At 28.3% G+C, this 18,931-nt stretch carries 19 protein-coding genes and 1 pseudogene; 5 read left to right on the top strand and 15 right to left on the bottom strand.

Going from position 1 to position 18,931, the window contains the following annotated elements:
- Positions 1-161: 161 nt before the first annotated feature.
- Positions 162-731: a transposase gene (locus tag Fi14EGH31_RS05035; RefSeq protein ID WP_200765202.1), complete on the top strand. Its 570-nt coding sequence runs from the start codon at positions 162-164 to the stop codon at positions 729-731.
- On the top strand, positions 695-970 hold the full coding sequence (locus Fi14EGH31_RS05030; RefSeq protein ID WP_200765373.1) for a transposase: 276 nt from the start codon (positions 695-697) through the stop codon (positions 968-970). Before Fi14EGH31_RS05035 ends, Fi14EGH31_RS05030 begins: the two co-directional genes overlap by 37 nt.
- Positions 971-1,436: 466 nt before the next feature.
- Here the strand turns inward: Fi14EGH31_RS05030 and Fi14EGH31_RS05025 are convergent, their stop codons facing one another.
- The 11 genes and pseudogenes from Fi14EGH31_RS05025 to Fi14EGH31_RS04980 form a co-directional block, all read right to left on the bottom strand.
- Entirely contained in the window at positions 1,437-3,794 is a 2,358-nt protein-coding gene (locus tag Fi14EGH31_RS05025; protein WP_200765201.1) for an ABC transporter permease, read from the bottom strand.
- A 1-nt stretch (position 3,795) separates the two neighbouring features.
- Complete coding sequence (locus Fi14EGH31_RS05020; RefSeq protein WP_022002133.1) at positions 3,796-4,494, bottom strand: ABC transporter ATP-binding protein; 699 nt, start codon at positions 4,492-4,494, stop codon at positions 3,796-3,798.
- A 102-nt stretch (positions 4,495-4,596) separates the two neighbouring features.
- Positions 4,597-5,436, bottom strand: a complete 840-nt coding sequence (locus Fi14EGH31_RS05015; RefSeq protein WP_032091485.1) for a Cof-type HAD-IIB family hydrolase — start codon at positions 5,434-5,436, stop codon at positions 4,597-4,599.
- A gap of 91 nt (positions 5,437-5,527) precedes the next feature.
- A complete protein-coding gene (locus tag Fi14EGH31_RS05010) occupies positions 5,528-7,624 on the bottom strand; it encodes a heavy metal translocating P-type ATPase (protein ID WP_234697829.1) in 2,097 nt (698 codons plus the stop codon).
- Positions 7,624-7,851 (bottom strand): DUF6110 family protein, encoded by a 228-nt coding sequence (locus Fi14EGH31_RS05005; RefSeq protein WP_022002136.1) that lies wholly within the window; start codon positions 7,849-7,851, stop codon positions 7,624-7,626. The genes Fi14EGH31_RS05010 and Fi14EGH31_RS05005 overlap by 1 nt, the downstream gene beginning before the upstream one ends.
- Before the next feature lie 69 nt (positions 7,852-7,920).
- On the bottom strand, positions 7,921-9,534 hold the full coding sequence (locus tag Fi14EGH31_RS05000; RefSeq protein WP_200765200.1) for an amino acid ABC transporter ATP-binding/permease protein: 1,614 nt from the start codon (positions 9,532-9,534) through the stop codon (positions 7,921-7,923).
- Complete coding sequence (locus Fi14EGH31_RS04995; protein WP_200765199.1) at positions 9,524-11,227, bottom strand: ABC transporter ATP-binding protein/permease; 1,704 nt, start codon at positions 11,225-11,227, stop codon at positions 9,524-9,526. The genes Fi14EGH31_RS05000 and Fi14EGH31_RS04995 overlap by 11 nt, the downstream gene beginning before the upstream one ends.
- Entirely contained in the window at positions 11,220-11,543 is a 324-nt protein-coding gene (locus Fi14EGH31_RS04990; protein WP_022002139.1) for a nitrous oxide-stimulated promoter family protein, read from the bottom strand. The genes Fi14EGH31_RS04995 and Fi14EGH31_RS04990 overlap by 8 nt, the downstream gene beginning before the upstream one ends.
- Positions 11,536-11,844: a YbaN family protein gene (locus tag Fi14EGH31_RS04985; protein WP_200765198.1), complete on the bottom strand. Its 309-nt coding sequence runs from the start codon at positions 11,842-11,844 to the stop codon at positions 11,536-11,538. Before Fi14EGH31_RS04985 ends, Fi14EGH31_RS04990 begins: the two co-directional genes overlap by 8 nt.
- A 7-nt stretch (positions 11,845-11,851) precedes the next feature.
- A pseudogene (locus Fi14EGH31_RS15675) lies at positions 11,852-11,899 on the bottom strand (hypothetical protein); the annotation flags it as partial.
- A gap of 136 nt (positions 11,900-12,035) precedes the next feature.
- Positions 12,036-12,839 (bottom strand): metal-dependent transcriptional regulator, encoded by an 804-nt coding sequence (locus tag Fi14EGH31_RS04980; RefSeq protein ID WP_022002141.1) that lies wholly within the window; start codon positions 12,837-12,839, stop codon positions 12,036-12,038.
- Between the two features lie 182 nt (positions 12,840-13,021).
- On the opposite strand from Fi14EGH31_RS04980, the gene Fi14EGH31_RS04975 reads away from it, so the two are divergent.
- Positions 13,022-13,381 carry a hypothetical protein gene (locus tag Fi14EGH31_RS04975; RefSeq protein ID WP_117788227.1) on the top strand — a complete coding sequence of 120 codons (360 nt, stop codon included), beginning with the start codon at positions 13,022-13,024 and terminating at the stop codon, positions 13,379-13,381.
- 11 nt (positions 13,382-13,392) lie between these two features.
- On the opposite strand, the gene Fi14EGH31_RS04970 is transcribed toward Fi14EGH31_RS04975, so the two are convergent.
- From Fi14EGH31_RS04970 to Fi14EGH31_RS04960, 3 genes are all read right to left on the bottom strand, one after another.
- Positions 13,393-14,265 (bottom strand): MurR/RpiR family transcriptional regulator, encoded by an 873-nt coding sequence (locus tag Fi14EGH31_RS04970; RefSeq protein WP_117788225.1) that lies wholly within the window; start codon positions 14,263-14,265, stop codon positions 13,393-13,395.
- Between the two features lie 13 nt (positions 14,266-14,278).
- A complete protein-coding gene (locus tag Fi14EGH31_RS04965) occupies positions 14,279-15,079 on the bottom strand; it encodes an MBL fold metallo-hydrolase (protein WP_117783324.1) in 801 nt (266 codons plus the stop codon).
- Positions 15,080-15,147: 68 nt separating this feature from the next.
- On the bottom strand, positions 15,148-15,615 hold the full coding sequence (locus Fi14EGH31_RS04960; RefSeq protein WP_200765197.1) for a DUF2798 domain-containing protein: 468 nt from the start codon (positions 15,613-15,615) through the stop codon (positions 15,148-15,150).
- Positions 15,616-15,824: 209 nt separating this feature from the next.
- Here Fi14EGH31_RS04960 and Fi14EGH31_RS04955 point away from each other — a divergent pair, with 209 nt between their 5' ends.
- Complete coding sequence (locus Fi14EGH31_RS04955) at positions 15,825-16,580, top strand: tRNA threonylcarbamoyladenosine dehydratase (protein WP_117788222.1); 756 nt, start codon at positions 15,825-15,827, stop codon at positions 16,578-16,580.
- Positions 16,581-16,597: 17 nt separating this feature from the next.
- Here the strand turns inward: Fi14EGH31_RS04955 and Fi14EGH31_RS04950 are convergent, their stop codons facing one another.
- Positions 16,598-18,487, bottom strand: coding sequence for a sensor domain-containing diguanylate cyclase (locus tag Fi14EGH31_RS04950; protein ID WP_200765196.1), 1,890 nt, complete (start codon positions 18,485-18,487; stop codon positions 16,598-16,600).
- A 168-nt stretch (positions 18,488-18,655) separates the two neighbouring features.
- Here Fi14EGH31_RS04950 and Fi14EGH31_RS04945 point away from each other — a divergent pair, with 168 nt between their 5' ends.
- Positions 18,656-18,922: a ThiF family adenylyltransferase gene (locus Fi14EGH31_RS04945; RefSeq protein WP_200765195.1), complete on the top strand. Its 267-nt coding sequence runs from the start codon at positions 18,656-18,658 to the stop codon at positions 18,920-18,922.
- The last annotated feature ends 9 nt before the right edge of the window (positions 18,923-18,931 follow it).

Below are 18,931 nucleotides of genomic sequence, written 5' to 3'. Positions count from 1 at the left end.
CTCATTTCTACTCTTCAATAGATAAATTTGAAAAAAGAATAAGTAAATAAGCACTCAATAAAGCTATAAAAAAGCTCAATCCTAATGTTTTTACATATCTTATCAATCAATTTGCTTCTATTTATTATGCATCTTCTCTTCCTAAAAAATATAGAGATCATTTGCTTATCGCAGAAGATGGAACATACATGGAAATCCCATATAATGTTTACAATATAAATGATTTCCAATTCTGTATGAATCAGCATGTGCATGATATTTTTGATGTTAAAAAAGTTCAGTCCAAAGCAGATGGACTTTATGATGTTACCAATAGTTTGTTTATTGACTTTTCATTGAAGCCTGCTCCATATTCAGAGACTCCTTTGGCTTTTGCACATTTATATAGGACAAAAAAAATCCTGAAAAATCAAAAAATCATTTATCTTGCAGATAGATATTATGGTTCAGCTGAAATCATATCTCATTTGGAGTTTCTTAAATATAACTATGTTATTAGAGGAAAATCTAATTTTTATAAAAAACAGGTTGCTCTCATGCAATCTGATGATGAATGGATTGAAGTTGAAGTCGATGATAAATGGCTTAAAAGATTCAGATTTTCACTAGAAGCCAAAGAATTGAGAAAAGAAAAACCAATTTTCAAAATAAGAGTTATAAAAAGAGTTTATAAATATACAGACATTAACCATGTATTCATTGTGAAAACCTTATTTATTTTACCAATCTAAGTAAAGAAGTATTTTCAGCAGATGAAGTCATTGAGCTATATTCAAAAAGATGGGATATTGAGGTTTCATATAAGACAATGAAAACAACTCAGGAAATAGAAAGGCACATAAGCTTAAATGGAGATGTTGCACGAAATGATATATATGCAAAGGTTCTGTTTCATAATATTGTTGGAGTTTTAAGAAAAGAAATAAATCATGAATTGGAAAAGAGGCAAACCGAAAAAAATATGTCGTGAACATAACACAATTGCATGTCATAGTTCATGAAATCAATTTTTTAAATTGTATGATGTATAATCTGAAAGAAAAAATCAAAAAGAAAATAGATAGTATCATGAAGATCATAGACAAAATAAAAGTGCCTGTTCGCCCAAACAGACACTATCAACGTTGGGGAAGAGTTATGCTGTCGGCACCGTCATATCGATTTAGACTCGACGGAAGAAATAATCCGAAACTTAAAAAAATCGGATCCGTTCTCATGACCACATTCCCGTAGTTAAGAATACATATATATTTTAACACAAAAAATTTAAAAAAATAGGTAATATTAAAAGGGATTTTATGCGCTTTTTTTATTGCACAAAAATATTGATAAAATAATTTTAAATTTATTTTCATAATAACAAAAATAGCACCAACTTAAAGAATGCATAATTCCTTAAGTTGACGCCATTTGGCTCCTTTTAGAGCCTTATTTTTTTATTCAACATTCTTTAATGCTTCATCCATTGGAATTTTCTTGATTTTTCTCATTTGAATCATCATAACAAATAAGTAAGAAATAACAGTCATGATAAACATCTTGATATAAACACTACCTTCTACATAGAAAGGTAACCATCCTGCATATTCTTCAAAAACTATTTTGAAAGCATAAGATAAGATCCATGTTGTTATTCCAAAAGAAAGTAATGTTGAAATCATAATAACAATTGTTGTGGCATGAACATACATCTTTTGTATTTCTTTTGATGTATAACCAAGAATTTTAACCATGGAGATCGATACTTTATTATTTTCAATAATCATCTTTGTAAGAAGATAAATAAGCATAATAAACATCACAATTGCAAATCCTTCAACTAAATAAAACATTTCTCCCATTGAAACATTTAATTGTCTTGATACTTTTGTTAAATCATCTTGAGTAATGGTTGAAGCGATATAGTCATCTTTTAAATCTGTTATTTTTCTATTTGAAAAATAACCATTGAAGTATCCATCTTGACAGTTGAAAACTTCATTAAAATAAGATTTAGACATATAAAGTGCCATACTACCAGGTGCATCATAAATGCCTTTAATTTCAAAAGTATAACGTAAATCTTTATAGCTTTCTTTTAAAGAAATACGATCGCCTTTTTTTAAATTATATTTATCAGCAATATCTTTTGAAATATAAACACCTTTTTTGGGTAATGATTTTATATGAATATATTGACTATTATTTTGTAAACCATAGAGGCTAATATCTTCTTCTATTGTACTTTCTGGAAGTGTTTTTAATGAGTAAAGAGAAAAAGCTTCTGCCCCTGTGGTTTTAGTTTTATAGTTATCATACATTTCATCATATTGATCGTCAATCAAACTTAAGAAACTATCCCTAAATTCTTGAGGAACCGTTTGGAAAGCTTGTTCAATGGCTGTGGTATCAATTGATTCTGGAGTATTTAAAATATATTGATATTTAGCAGTCATATTATTAACAACAACATCTTGATAATGATCGAGAACAGGATGCATATCCATTCCAAACATTAATAAGATAATTGCAAATAAAACACCGACAAATAATGTAACATACCCTGATAAGTTATTTAAAATAACACTTAATCTAAATTGAGAAAAGAAACCTAAACGATGTAAGACGAGTGTTTTCTTATTCTTTTTAGCTTTTTTAATATCTCTTTTCATAAATTTAAGAGGTGATAATTTTAAAGATTTCATTAAAATACCATAGTTAATTAAAACCATCATAATAAATGGAATGATCGTTGTCTTAATAAACGCATCTCCAGACCAAATAGTAACATAAGTTGGTAAACTATAACTTCCATAATACATACCGGCCATGACATCTTTAAAATATGTATAACCTAAAATATTTCCGACAATACAAGCCCCTAAAGAAACAAGAATAGGTAATGTCATGTATTGAACTAACATTTCTTTTTTTGTATATCCCATAGCGCGAAGAGTTCCAATCATTGGTGCTTCGCTTTCAATGGTATTTTTAGTAGTGATTGCAAAGACAAAAGCAAGGATTCCAATAATGATATAAAGTAAAACTGTCATCATTGCTTCATCTCCACCCATATCATCACCTGTAAAATGGATGGCTTGGTTGGCGTATTGAGGAATATAATCATCAATTCCTGAAACGTTTTTAACAAGTACGTTTAAAAAATCATTGCTGGCATTAACTTCATTATCAACCTTTTCATTATATGTCCACGCATAGTTATAGTAGATTTTAGTATCTTTAAAGCTTTCAAACCCTTCATCAGAAACAATGCCAACACCAAATTTAACAGAATCAAACATTAGATCACTATTTTTTGAAAAAAGAGCACTATAATCTGATAAAGCCACAAGTCCAGTAATTTTTAACTTCTTTTTACCTACTTTGATGGTTTGGCCTACTTGATAATTATTATTATCGGCATACATACGATCAATCGCTATTTCATTTTTACTTTGAGGAAGTTTTCCATCCATAATACAGACTTGATTGACTTTGTTTCTTGGTTTAAAGAGACGAATTGTACTTGAAGATTCTACTTTTTCTTCGATGTAATTAAGATTATAAATTGTGACACCTTCTTTTTCTAAAGCCTTTTTATTTTCTTTTGAAAGAGAATCATTTAAACGAAAATGTCCATCTTCAATATTGTATTTATCAAAACTGTCATTATAAGCTTTGATCATTGAGCCATCAGCTACTAAAAATCCTGAAATAAGACCAATAGATCCTGCCATAAACAAAAATATAATTAAATATTTTGCAATTTCATCTTTTAAAATATATGGTAATCTTTTAAATAATGGATTCTTCATTTTACCAATTCAAATCCTTTGCTGGAATTTTATGCGTATTTTTAATATTTTCACGAATACGTCCATCATGCAAATAAATCACACGATCAGCCATGTCTTTAATCGCATCATTATGCGTTACAATAATAATTGTATTACCATATTTTTTATTAACATCTTCAATCAATTGTAAAATATCTTTTGATGTATGATAATCTAAAGCTCCTGTTGGTTCATCACAAAGTAATAAATCTGGATTTTTGATGATTGCACGTCCTATTGATGTTCTTTGTTGTTGACCACCAGATAATTGATTTGGTTGTTTATAACGATGTTCTTTTAACCCAAGTGTTTGTAAGAGTTCTTCTTTATTTAATGGATTTTTACTTAAATATTTTCCTACATCAATATTTTGTTCAACATTTAAATGTGAAATCAAATTATACATTTGAAAAACATATCCCAAATGATTACGACGATAATTTGTTAGATCTTTTTCTTTTAATGTTGAAATTGTTTTTCCTTGAATCGTAATTGTCCCACTATCTGGTTGATCAATTCCTCCAATAATATTTAGAAGTGTTGATTTACCAGAACCTGAAGGCCCAAGTAAAACACAAATTTCACCTTTTTCTATTTCAAAATCAATACCTTTTAAAACTTCTGTCTTATATTCATCTTCACCAAAGCTTTTTTTAAGATCCTTGATTGATAAAAACATAATATTTCCTCCCATGGTTAGCCTTACCTAACCACATATAGAATACTATCACTTTTCTCTTTTTTCAAGTATCTCAAAGAAAAAAAACAGATTTCTCCGTTTTTATAACTCAATATGTTTCATAATAGCTTTAGCAATACCATCATTATTATTTGTATCTGTAATTTCATTAGCTACTGCTTTTAATTCATCTGAAGCATTTCCCATAGCCACACCTAAGCCAACATATTCCACCATTGATTTATCATTTTGAGCATCCCCAAAAGCCATCATTTCTTCTTTTTTATAACCCATAGGAATTAAAACACTATCTAAAGCTTTGGCTTTATCAACACCTTTTGCAGTAAATTCAAAATAGAAATCAGATGTAAACATACAATTTAGACGATCTTTAAATGGTTCCATCATTTCCTTATAATGTGCTTGTAAATAGTCTGGATCACCAAATGTAAGAATTTTATTGATTTCAAAATCAACAAAGGCTGCTAAATCTCTTTTTTCACATAAGATGTAGTTATTTCCTCTTGATTCATATTGCATAACATTAAATGGTTTTCCTTTATAAGTAATTGTATTATCAAAAACATCATTGACATACATATATTCATCTTTATCAAACATTGGTCTTGCTTTAAAATTCTTTAGATGTTCTAAGATTGCTTTACTATCTTCTACAGAAATTGCATGGTTATAAAGTGTTTCATGACTTTGACAATCAACTACTTTTGAACCATTGAAACATACAAACAAACCATGATGATTTTCCATATCTAATTCTTCAGCAAGTTTTAATAAACCACTTGTTGGTCTTCCTGAAGCTAAAACCAAACGTACCCCTTTATCTTGTGCTTTTAATAAGGTTTCTTTAGTAAGAGGAGTAATGACTTTTTCATCATTGACTAAAGTCCCATCAATATCCATAATTATTACTTTAATTGCCATAATCTATCTCCTTTTCTATTAGTATAATAAAGCGCTTTTACAACTTCAACATACTTTCATAAAAAGAAAAAGAAACAGAAAATATCTGTTTCTAATGTAATAATGAACGTGTTGAACCTGAAGCAATTAAGAATGTACTTCCATTATGAAGCATGGCGAGCATTTGTGGTGTAAGTAAACCTAATGCTCCTAAAACAATAAAGGATGTATTTAAACCAACAATCAAACGATATTGACTATGAATACGTTTAAATAAGCCTTCTGAAATCATTCTTAAAGCAACAATATCATTTAACGAATTTGATACAAGTGTAATATCTGCAAGTTCACGCGCAATATCTGAGCTATCTTGAAGTGAAATCGAAACATCTGCCATGGATAAGGCTGGTGTATCATTAATACCATCTCCTACCATCACAACGGTATTTCCTTCTTTTTTTAAACTTTCAATATAACTTGCTTTATCTTCTGGTAAAACTCCTGCTCTAAAATCATCTAAATTTAATTGTTTCGCAATTGCTTTTGCACAGTTAGGACTATCCCCTGTAAGCATAATGACTTTATCGAAACCAATATCACGAAGTTCTTGAACAACTTCTTTAGCTTCTGGTTTTAAAGGATCATAAATACTAATAATACCTGCAAGCTTTTTAGCAATGGCTAGATAAATAAGGGAACTTGAACCTTTACTTTCAAGTGAAGAAATCAAATCTTTAATTTCTTGTGTCATTTCTACACCTTCATCTTCAAAGACAAAATGACTGCTTCCAATAATAACATCTTCACCATTTAAGCTTGTCGAAATACCATGAGCAATCACATATTTTACTTCCGCATGTTCTTCACGATGTTTTAAGTTTTCAACTTCTGCTTGATGAACGATGGCATTAGCCACACTATGTGGGAAATGTTCTTCTAGACAAGCCGCAATTTTTAAAACTTCTTCTCTTGTATAATCTTGTAAAGGAACGACATCTAGTACAACAGGTTTGGCATGTGTTAAAGTTCCTGTTTTATCAAAAACAATCACATTTGCATCCTTCATGCTTTCTAAATGTTTTCCACCTTTAACTAAAACATTATGCATTGAAGCTTCTTGCATTGCTGAAATCACTGAAATTGATGTTGATAGACGAATCGCACAAGAATAATCCACTAATAAAAGAGAAGTGGCTCTTGTAAGATTTCTTGTCAATGCCCAAACCCCAAAGAATCCTAAGAAACTATAAGGTACAATGGCATCCGCCATATGTTCTGCTCTTGATTGAATGGATGCTTTTAATGATTCATTTGTATCAATCATATCAATGATTTTAACAATACGGCTATCATCTTGTAAGTTTCTGACCTTAACAAAAATCTTTCCTTCTTCAATCAATGTTCCTGCATAAACCGTATCATTTAATGTCACACGTTTGCTTAACGGTTCACCTGTAAAGCTTGATTCATTGACCATCGCTTCACCATCAACGATTTCTCCATCAATAGGAACCATACTTCCTGTTTGAACAATAACAACTTGCCCTTGTTTTAAATCAGACATCGCAATTTCTTGTTCTTGTCCATCTTCATAAATCCAAACTTTATCAAACTTACTCATCAAACTATCACCTAATTGTAAAGTAACTTTTTGACGTGTATAGTCTTCTAATAATTCAGATATTTTAAGCATCAACATAATATTGCTTGCTGTATTGAACTCTTTACGCAATAAAGAAACACCAATACTTGTTGCATCTAAAACAGGTACATCAATACGTCTATTTCCAAGTGAAGAAAGTCCTGCTTTAAAATAAGCTAATGCTTTATAAATAACAATTCCTTTACCAACAACATTTGGTAAAAAGAACTTAACAGCATATCTTCTAGCAAAAATTTTAATTAATTCATGCTTAAAACTTTGATCAAGTACTTGTAAATTTTGAGAACAATTCTCAGGGATTTCTCTGTTTTGTAAATCACTTAAATCATAATTATTTAAATAATCAAATACTTCATTTTTATAATTTTCATCAAAAACCAATAAAAGACTTCCATTTTTATAATGAGCTTCTACATATCTTACATACTCAAGATTTAAAAAATCGCTTTTTAAAATAGTTGCTTGTCCACTTGTAAAAGCATATTGTCCAAAACGAACACGTAATCTTCCATCAATTTCATGAACTATTTTAAAATTACTCATCATTATTGTGCCTTACTTTTTTCTACAGCTTCAGCATAGACGTCTTGAGCATCTTCTTTAATAGAAGTAACAGTTGCTTCTACGTTATCTTTTACTTGCATTCCACTAGCTAATCCTTTAACAGCTAATTCTCTTGCTTTATTACTTTTAGCGAACTTTGAAGTGACAACAGCAGTTACTGCTCCTCCTACAAATGTCCATAATTCTTTACTTTTGAAAAATTCTTTCATCTTAAAATCCTCCTATCATTTGTCATTATACGACATTTTCTTAAAAAATAAATATTTTTTATCTCATCTTTAAGTTTTTATTATACCTTGTTCTATTTCAATAATTTCATCACATAAAGCAAGAGATGACTTTCGATGACTAACAATAATAATCAATTTTTCATCTTTAATTCGTTTTAAACTTTCTAACAGGGCTGCTTCATTTAAACTATCAATACGACTTGTTGGTTCATCTAATAAAAGAATCGGTGTTTTTCTTAAGAAAGCACGTGCAAGACCAATTCTTTGTTTTTGACCACCCGAAATATTTTCATCATAAATCGTTTGATATCCTTGTGGTAAAGACATAATAAAATCATGAATTTGTGCTTGTTTACAAGCTTCTATTACATCTTCTTGACTATAAGCAGGATTTAATAAAGTAATATTATGATATAACGTATCTTTAAATAAAAATGTTTCTTGATCAACATAGCTGATATTTTCTTTTAAAGTGTGGCTATTGATATTTTCAATGGATTCATGATCAAATAAAATCTCACCTTCACCTTGATAAATACGCATTAATAATTTCAATAATGTTGATTTACCACATCCACTTTTACCAAGAAGACCATAGGTTTTACCAAATTCAAATGTATAATTGATTTGATGTAAAATTTCAGTAGACGTATTTGGATAATGAAATGAAAGATTTTTTATTTCAATTGGTAAATTTAAAATTGTATTTTTATTTGTAATTTCTTTAAGTAATGGTTCTTCATCTAATAGATTTAAAATACGTCTTGCACAAGGGAATACTTGATTGAGATTGTTGGCTAGATTTGCTAGAGCAATCGTTGGTCCAAAGGATGAAGAAAGTGCCATCATTGGAATCAACAATTCCTTAGAAACATGATTCTTGATCAATAAAATAGAAATAACAATCGATAAAATAATCAGCCCATCTGAAAGTATTTGTTGAAAACTTTGATGCTTGATTAATTTTTGATGTGTTTGGGTTAAATTATTTTGATGATCCATCATCTGTTCAAAGCGTTTTTCTTGTTGACTAAATTGTAAAATTTCTCTTTTACCTAAAACTGTCTCTAAAACAAAAGTATTAAAATTAGCAAGTAAAAAACGATAATTGCTTCCCTCTTTTTGACTCACTTTATAAGTAATATATGGAATCAATATACCCATGATACCATAACAAATAAAAGCAAGTATCCCAAAAACAAAATGATAAGAACCTATAAAACAAATCATAATTATACTATAAATAAAGGCAATCATCACTGGCGAAATAGTATGAGCAAAGAAAACTTCTAAGAGTTCAACATCACTTGTCAACATTGCAATAATATTTCCTTTATCTTCATTTTCTAATTTAGCTGGTGCCAATTCTCTTAATTTTTCAAAGACTAAATGACGAATATGAGCCAATACTTTAAAGGCAATATAATGATTACATGCTTGTTCTATGTATCGTAAGATTCCTCTTGAAAATGCACAAAGAATAATTAATTTAACAGCAAGTGAAAAGGAAATTACTTTACAAAAAGCAAGAATGATAAAAACGGTAATAAAGGTTGCTGTTAAATGCCCTAACACACCTAAAATAATTGCCAATAACATAATCATTAAAAAAGGACGTACTAATTTTAATAAAGAAATAATTAATTTTATCTTATCTTTCATTTTCAATAATCCTTTCTAAATTCTTTTGATTTTCCACAAGCTCTCTAAATAAATTAGCTTGATTGAATAATTCATCATAACTTCCTTGTTGAATCAATCTCCCCTCTTTCATCACAAAAGTAAGTTGACTTTCTTTACAATGAGCCATGCGATGTGTAATAAAAATAATAATTTTATCTTTAGCTAAACGTTTCATAATTTTTAAAATAATCTCTTCACTTTCACGATCAACATTATTCGTTGCTTCATCAAAAATATAAACATCACTTTCACGCAATAACGCTCTTGCAAGAGCTAATCTTTGTCTTTGTCCACCTGATATATTTTTAGCTCCTTCATTGAGTTGAAACTTTAATCCTCCTTGATTTTCAAAGACCTCAAATAGTTTTACTTCTTTTAAAACAGCCATCATTTTTTCTTCATCAATACATCCTGACATTGCAAGATGATCAAAGACTGTCCCTTTTAAAATATATGTTTCATCTTTGATCAACGTTATTTTTTGATAAAGTGTCATTGTTTCTGGTATTGTTTCTTGATTATAAAGAATTTTACCTTTTTGAATTGGATATAAATTCATTAGCAGTGAAGCAATTGTACTTTTCCCCGAACCTGATTCTCCTACAATCGTTAAAAATATTCCTTTGGATAAAGAAAATGAAACATCTTTTAAAATAATTTTTTCATCATAGCCAAAAGTTACATGTTCAAAAAATAAAGTTGAAATCGATTCCTGATAACTTTCTTGAATATCATCCAAGCTATCCAATAGTTTAAAAATTTTATCTGCTGCCGCGTTTCCATTTTGTCCAATATGAAAATAACTTCCTAACATTCTTAAAGGTAAAAAGAATTCAATAGAAATCATTACAATAAAAACAAACATCATAAAAGTAATATGTTGATTTAAATATTCTTGTAGACCCAAAACAACTCCTAAACCAAAACCACCATAAGCCACTAGATCCATCACACTAATCGAATTCAGTTGCATAATTAAAACACGCATGGTTTTCTTTCTAAAGTCTTCTGCTTCCCTATCCATTTTATCTTGATAATATAAATCACTTTGATAATATTTTAAAGTTGTAAGTCCTTGTAAATTTTCTAAAAAAGAATCCGCTAATCCTGTATAACTATTCCAATACTTCGCTAATAACCTTTTAGCTATTTTTTGTACAATAACAATAGAAACAGGAATAAGTGGTACACATAAAAGCAAGATAAGCGCTACTTTTAAAGACATAAAACCAACAACGATAAATAAAGTAAGTGGTGCCAACATGGCATAAAAGAATTGTGGTATATATTTAGAAAAATAAATTTCTAATTGATCAATACCTTCACTTGTAAGTTGAGTAAGCGTCGATTCTTTAAAAACTGTTGTTTGTTTTTGATGATATATCTTATCAAAAACACTTTTTCTTAACTTTGTCTTAATCATTTCACTTAAAGATAATGCTTGTTTATTTTGTGTTGTTTGTAAAAAACATTTTAAAGCAAACAAACAAATCACACTTAATAAATAAAAAACAAGTGAAAAAGATTGTTTTAAATAAAGACAAGATAAAACATAACTATGTAAAAATGTCAGTAGAATATGGCAAATTAAAACCAACCATTGAATCAAGACTAACCCATAAACATTTTTCATTTCCGCTTTAAAAGTTTTTAATAATCTTTTATTAAACATTTTTTCTTCTCCTTTCTTTAAGTGAAAGCCATCCATGTTTGATTGTTAGAAGTGGATGGTAAAAAAGCATATACTTTCCAGAAAAGCGCATCACTTTTTTAACTTGGCTTCGATATTCTTTTTGATAACAATGAACTTGACATCCACTACAAAAAGTTTTAGTTTCCATAAAAGGACATTTATCAATACGCAAACAAGCGTACTTATAAAGATCTTCACACATCTTACTTTCTTGAGGATGTTTTCTTTGATAAATATCAATCATTACCTTTAATATTCTTTTTTCATTTTCTCTTTTTTGATCTATTTTATTCATTAATAATCTCTACTTTCTTTAACATAATAAAATGATGAATACTCATTACCATCAGTAAACATATCTTTCCAATCCATACAGGTGTAATCATTACAGCAATCAAAAAAATAAGTGTTACTGTAAATAATGACTGATTCCTTTTCTTTCTCGTTGTCTTTCTTTCAATGACCATTTCATTGATATATTTTTGATAAAGTTTTGTTTGAATTAAATATTCATGAAATCTATCTGAACTTTTTGAAAATAAAAAAGCACTTAAAAGTAAAAATGGGGGTCGTTGGCAATATTGGTAAAACCACACCAATCGCTCCTAAAATAAATGATATAATTCCAAATATAATAAATAATATTTTCATGTTTCCTCCTGTAGTTAGTTATATCTAACTATTATTATCATATCTGTTTAAAATAAAAAAACAAGCATTTGATTTGTTTCATTCATGAAACAAAATGCTGTTTTTTCCATGTTTTATAATACTTTTTCGTGTTTCATCAATGAAACAGTATTTTTAAAAGGGCAAGATTTTCTGGCATATGTCCTTTTAATAAATTAACCTTTAATTTAACCGTAAGAGATGTTTGCATCAATCTTTCTTCTTTTGTATAAAAGAAATTTAAATCTGTAATAGGTATATAGAAACAATCATTTTTTTCAAAACAATCATATTCCTTATCCTGAATAAAATATTTCATCGATTTTAATTTAGAAGAAATCGTAATTCTTTCTTTTAATAATTCTTTTTTCATTTCAATTGGTTGAAACACAAGAAATCCTTGATGTTGTTCTATTAAAAGATAGGCTGGATGTTCAAAGCCTCGATTAGCCATTGAATGAACATTTGCATCTTTATAATGAAATAATGTAAAAGAAAAATTATATTTACCTGGTTCTAAATGATGTTCTAAATAATGTCCTGAAAATTCTACAAGGTCTCCTAGTTGATCAAAAACTTTATTAAAATGAATACGACTACAAATGCGCTCAATGGTTTCATCATTAAGTGTCGTATAGAGTTTGATAGCTTCTTGACGAGCCTCTTCTTCATTTAGGTGACTTGTTTCTTGTAGCCAATAGGTTAGATTCTTTATTTTTTCTTGAATTTTTTCAATATATTCTTGTCCTTTTTTTGAAAGCTGACATTTACCTTTATCTAAAGTTAATCCTTGTTCATAAAAAGTATTGATCATTCTTGACATTGTTGCTTTTGAAACATTCATTTTTTTAGCTAGTAATGTGACTGTTATTTTTTTATTTTCATTCATTAATAATAAGCTTTTTATTTTTTCTGTTGTCATTTTAATCCCTCATATTGTAAATTAGCACAAGCTAACTAATATGTCAATGTTAATGATATTAACATTTAAAGCTCTTACATTTTTGGGAATTTGTTAATGGAATTCAAAGTGATATCTAAATGCTTTATCTTTTTTATCATTCATTCTATAATATATTTGCATTAAGAAAGAGGGAATAAAATATGAGTATCAATGAAATCAATGAACAAGCAAAACAATCTTTAAGAAAATATTTTAAGGACAGTCAAGACATCCAACATGATGATGATGACACTAAAAAACAATTAACAATCGAAGAAATGTATCAATCAGTTGATGGTGAAATCAAAGAACAAGAAAAGAAATTAGAAGAATTACATCAAATGCGTCATGCATTACAACATAACGCTAAAGAAGCTTATGAAGCGGTTTATGGGAAAACTGATGAAGCAGCAGAAGTAAAACATACGACTGTCGAAGAAATGGAAAAAGAACTTCATGAAAATGCTGAACATCAAATGGAATATGTCAATGAATTAAAAAATAAATCTTTAAAAAAATAGGTCAACTCGACCTATTTTTCATTTATATATTCATCTTCACTTTGACGATCATCAACATATGAAGCAACTACAATTTTCGTTTCTAGATTCTTTTTATAATCATGCGAAAAGACACCTGCATATAAAATATCAAATAAATATTTTAAAGAGGTTGTTGAAGCAAAATCACCTATTTTAATATGTAACATTTCTCTTGAAGAAAGATACAAATGAACATCCGCCAATCTTGAAATAGAATTTTCTGCCATACAAGTAATTGAAATAAATGGAATATTTCTTTTATGATAAATTTCCGCAACTTCCACCATTTCTCTTGTTTGTCCTGAATAAGAAATAATGATTGCACAATGACTCTCATCGGCAAGACAGGCACTTCTTTTTTGACCCGTTACTTGATCAATGACTTGAACATCTTTACCAATATACATCATTAATGTTTTAAAATGTTTCGCTAGTAAAACATGATTGAGAACACCATAAACATCAATAACTTGTGCTTTTTGTAATAAGCGAACCGCTTCTTGTAGATCATCATGATGATTAAGTTGCTGTGTATCTTGAATGGTTTCTTTTTCTAATAAAGCAAGATTTTTTGTAATTGTCATCAAATCATCACTTAATAAAAAAGGAATAGAAGCATCTACATCTGTTTCTTCTAACATATAAGAAAGTTCTTTTAAATAAGCACTTTTAAATTCATTAAAACCACTATATCCTAACTTCTTAGCAATTCTTACAAGCAAAGGTGCACTTGTAAATGTATTCCTTGCTATTTCATTAGCAGACATTTTTTCAATATTCATTCCTTGATCAATAATATAATCAACAATTTCCTTCTCTGTTTTTGAAAAATGTGTATTTTCTATTTGATTGACAATAAGCATAAAAATCTCCTTTCTATAATTCTATTGTTTCTAAATCATTAGGAACATAAATCTTCCCACTAAAATAAGCTTTTCCTTCTTTTGTATAAAGTTCTTTACGATTTTCAATATTTTGATCTTCGCTGTGATATAAAACCACATTTTTTACTTTTAATTTTTCAGCAAGCTGACACGCATCTTTAACTGTTGAATGATGTTTTTCATAAGGATGAAAAATATCTGCTTGATTATATAAACAAAAAGCTTCATGTAATAAATAATCACTCTTTAAAGCATATTTTTCATTTGCTTCGTTATAAGGTTCATCCCCACAACAAGTAAGTTTTCTATTTTCATCTAATTCCATCATATAACCAAATTGTTTAGCTTTCGTTGAATGAATATCAAAGAAAGTTACTTTCTTACCAATAATTTCTTTCGTTTGACCATCGTTTACAACCACAAGATGTAAACGGTCATGAATAAATTTTGTTTGTTTACTTTGTAAAAGCATCTTACAAATTGTCTCTAACATCTCAATGACTTCCTCATGACCATAAATATAAGCTTCTCCCTCATATTTTCCAGCTGCCATATTTTGACAAATCAGTCTTATCATCCAAATCATTCCAAGTAAATGATCAATATGTTTATGTGTGACAAAAATATGTTTTACATCTTTCCAATTGATTCCTACTTTTTCAAGTTGATTTAAAACTGTATTACCCCCACCAGCATCAACCATAAAATAATCATTTTCATTTTCAAAAATATAACAAGTATTATAGCACTTTGTTACTAGGGCATTCCCTGTTCCAAGCATTGTTAGTTTCAAATTTAATCCCCCTCATCCTCTTTTATTTTAGCGAAAGTCTTTTCCTTTGTAAAATAAAAAAATAGAGACTAAGCTCTATTTTCATTAAAGATTTTACCAAATACAAAACGTACGATTGGTCCTGCAAAACATAATTGTAAGAAAAATGCCATAGGGAAATTCATAACTGTTGTTTGTAACCAAACAGCAATGATTTGACTTCCTGCATTTTTAAATAAAAGTGTTGCTGCAAATGACATACATGGACACATTAAAATAATAGATACCACTGAAATCACAATTACTAAATGAAATGGATGATCATTTTCTAAATCAACAATTTGAAATGCTTTCTTTTTAGCTAAATGTCCAATAATGAAAAAATCTAAAATAAAAGCAACGGGTCCCATAATCACTAATTCATGAAAAGCCATTAAGAACACTTGATTTGTCATTCCTCCAATATTTAATGAAATATTATAACAAATCATAAAATAAACCATCATGAATACCATCATAATTGTAAAAATAATTTCTTGAAATTTTGTTTTTGGCATAAAAAAACCTCCTTGAATAATAATGAATCTGTGTTGTTCGTTATCACTCAAAGAGTGTGCGTTTCCAATATAAACCAAATATTTAAGCCGAGTGTTATTTTATTAAATAATGTTAACTAAGTCAACTATTATTTAATAAAAGATTGACTAGGGCAACGAGTATGTCTATAATCAATTCATAGTTGTTTAGTATGATTAAGGAGGCTTTTATGTTAAATCAATTTTCAAGAACTCAATTATTATATGGAAAAGAAGCCATGGAAAAACTTAAAAACAGCCGTGTGGCCATCTTTAGTCTAGGTGGTGTCGGCGGTTATGTAGGCGAAGCGCTTGTAAGAAGTGGAATTGGCTCTTTTGATTTAATTGATGATGATAAAATTTGTCTAACAAATCTCAATCGTCAAATCATCGCTACATTTGATACAGTTGGTCAATATAAAACAGATGTCATGAAAGAAAGAATGTTAAAAATTAATCCGAAAGTCAACATTCAAACACATCAATGTTTCTTTTTACCAGAAAATGCATCTGATTTTTCATTTGAAGATTATGATTATATTATAGATGCAGTTGATACAGTTTCTGCAAAAATCGAGCTTGTTTTAAAAGCCCAAGAACACAATATTCCCATTATTTCAAGTATGGGAGCTGGAAATAAAGTTGATTCTACCCAATTTAAAATCACAGATATTTATAAAACAAAAGTATGTCCTCTAGCAAAAGTCATGCGTCGAGAGCTCAAAAAAAGACATGTTAAAAAATTAAAAGTTGTTTATTCTGAAGAAAAACCAATTCGCCCAATTGATGATTTATCCATCAGTTGCCGAACACATTGTATATGCCCTCCTGGTACAAAACGTAAATGTACAATTAGAAGAGATATTCCTGGAAGTAATGCCTTTGTTCCTTCCACTGTAGGATTAATTATTGCAAGTGAAGTTGTTAAAGATTTAACAACTATTTAAAATGGAAGATACTTAATCTATCTTCCTTTTCTTTTACGTTTATTTTCATACATCTTATAATCTGCAATCTCGATCATTCTTTGTAAATCAGTACTTTCTGTTCCATAACAAACACCATATGAAAATGCTAAATTTACACTATGATCATCTGCTAATAAAACGATTTGATCTCTTATTTCATTTAATTGATTAATATCATTATTTAATTTTTCCATTGAATCATAATGATGAAAAAAAGCAATAAATTCATCTCCACCCAAGCGTCCTACCAAACATTTTTCTCCCGAAATAGTTTTTAAAACATTTGTCATTTGTTTTAAATAAAGATCTCCACAATAATGTCCATAGACATCATTTACTTGTTTTAAGTCATCTAAATCTATAAATATCAAAGCATATTGAGCTATATTTTTATCTTCTAATAACTTATTGATTTTTATTTTTAAACCATTTCGATTATATATTTGTGTTAATTCATCGACATCTCTTTCTATTTCTATTTTCTTTCTTTTTATATAAGAGGTTGTGATATCTATCATAACGCCTAATGTAATATCTTGATCTTTTCGATCATTTATTTGTATATAACGTTTCATTTGAGGAAGATAATAAATATCTTTTTCAACTTGATGTGTATTTATTTTATTTAAAAAATCAATAAAATCATTAATATCTTCTTTAAATTGTGTGCATTGTTGTGAATTTAAAGAAAATATTTCTTTAAACCCATCTGATAAATACAATGTATTTAATTTTTGATTATATTCATAGAACCCGATAAGTTGATTTGTTTGAGTTAAAATATAATCCATTTTTTTATTATTAACTAATAAGCTTTGTTTCATTTCATTAATATAATGACTTAATTTTTGAAATTCTAAACTATTATTAATCGATACTTCCTCATCTAATTGTCCTTTAGAAATCTTAGATAATTGATGATTAATTTGATTTATACTATCAATCACATAAACACGAATATACTTAATAATAAGTAATCTAAATAAAATAGATATAATAATTAAACAAACGATCATTTCTAAACAATTTTTAGGTACTTCCTTAAAAAGAACTCTTACAGGAATAATACAATAAATATAATTATTTTTTATTTTCTTTGAAACACAATAGGATAATTGTCCATCAATTTCAGTAAAAAAACCATTTTTTGCTTCTTTAATTTGTGTATCTTTCAATCCAATACTAGAAGCTACATCTCCTATATGATGATGTGTTGTACCAACAATCTTATGATTTTTAGAATTGATTGCATAATATTGTGCTTCATTATTTACTCTAAATAATTTAAATAAATAAGATAATTGATTCTTTTTAGTTGCTTTAGAGGCATTTTCATGATTCATGCCTACTTGTACAATAAATTCTTTATTCTCACTCCATAAAGCAGAATATTGCATTTTTATATGAGAAGCAGTATTTTCCATAATTTTTTGAGTCAGTTGTAAATTTTGATTAGAAAGTAATGGTTTAAAAAAGCTTAGTTGTTTACCTGAATCAAATGAATAACCATAATATTCAGGATGTGTCCCAGAAATAATAACACCTTGCTTATTAAAAATATGAATTTCATCAACTTCAACATACTGTGCTATTTTCTTTAATTCATCAATATTATATAACGCATCTGGATTTTCTTGAAGACTATATGCAACAGCTTGAGCATTATCAATACAGGTTTGTCGATATTCTTTCTTTTGTTTATTTAAATCTTTTTGATTTTCATTTAAAATTTGTTCAATATGATAAAAAGTCGTTTGTGCTGTATAATTTGCTTCTTTTTTAGCTGTTATACAGTTAAAAAAAGTAACAATAATCATTAAAAAAAAGATAATAAATAATGTGATTTTTTTACTTTCCTTTTGAATTAATTCCTTTAAACTTTGCATATTCATGACTTCCTTTAACTATTAAAAAGTATAGCACAACTCATTCTTTTTTACAAAATCAACTCTATAAACAAAAAAAAGAATTGCTTTTGCAACTCTCTTTATAATTCTTTTCCATTAGACTTACATACTTTTTGATCCCCATAGAATGAATCTTACGGAGGAAGTATGTTAAATCAATTTTCAAGAACACAATTATTATATGGAAAAGAAGCCATGGATAAATTAAAAAATAGTCGAGTTGCTATCTTTGGTTTAGGTGGTGGTGGTGGATATGTTGGCGAAGCCTTAGTAAGAAGCAGAATTGGCTCATTTGATCTAATTGACGATGATAAAATCTGTTTAACTAATCTCAATCGTCAAATTATTGCTACTTATGATACTGTTGGAAAATATAAAACTGATGTAATGAAAGATGGAGTATTGTTAAATTAATACTCTATT

The sequence above is a fragment of the Faecalibacillus intestinalis genome, from assembly GCF_015097455.1.
In the GTDB taxonomy this organism is placed as follows: domain Bacteria; phylum Bacillota_I; class Bacilli_A; order Erysipelotrichales; family Coprobacillaceae; genus Faecalibacillus; species Faecalibacillus intestinalis.
The sequence above is the reverse complement of the archived record's forward strand: the minus strand, read 5'-3'. Positions and strand labels throughout refer to the sequence as shown.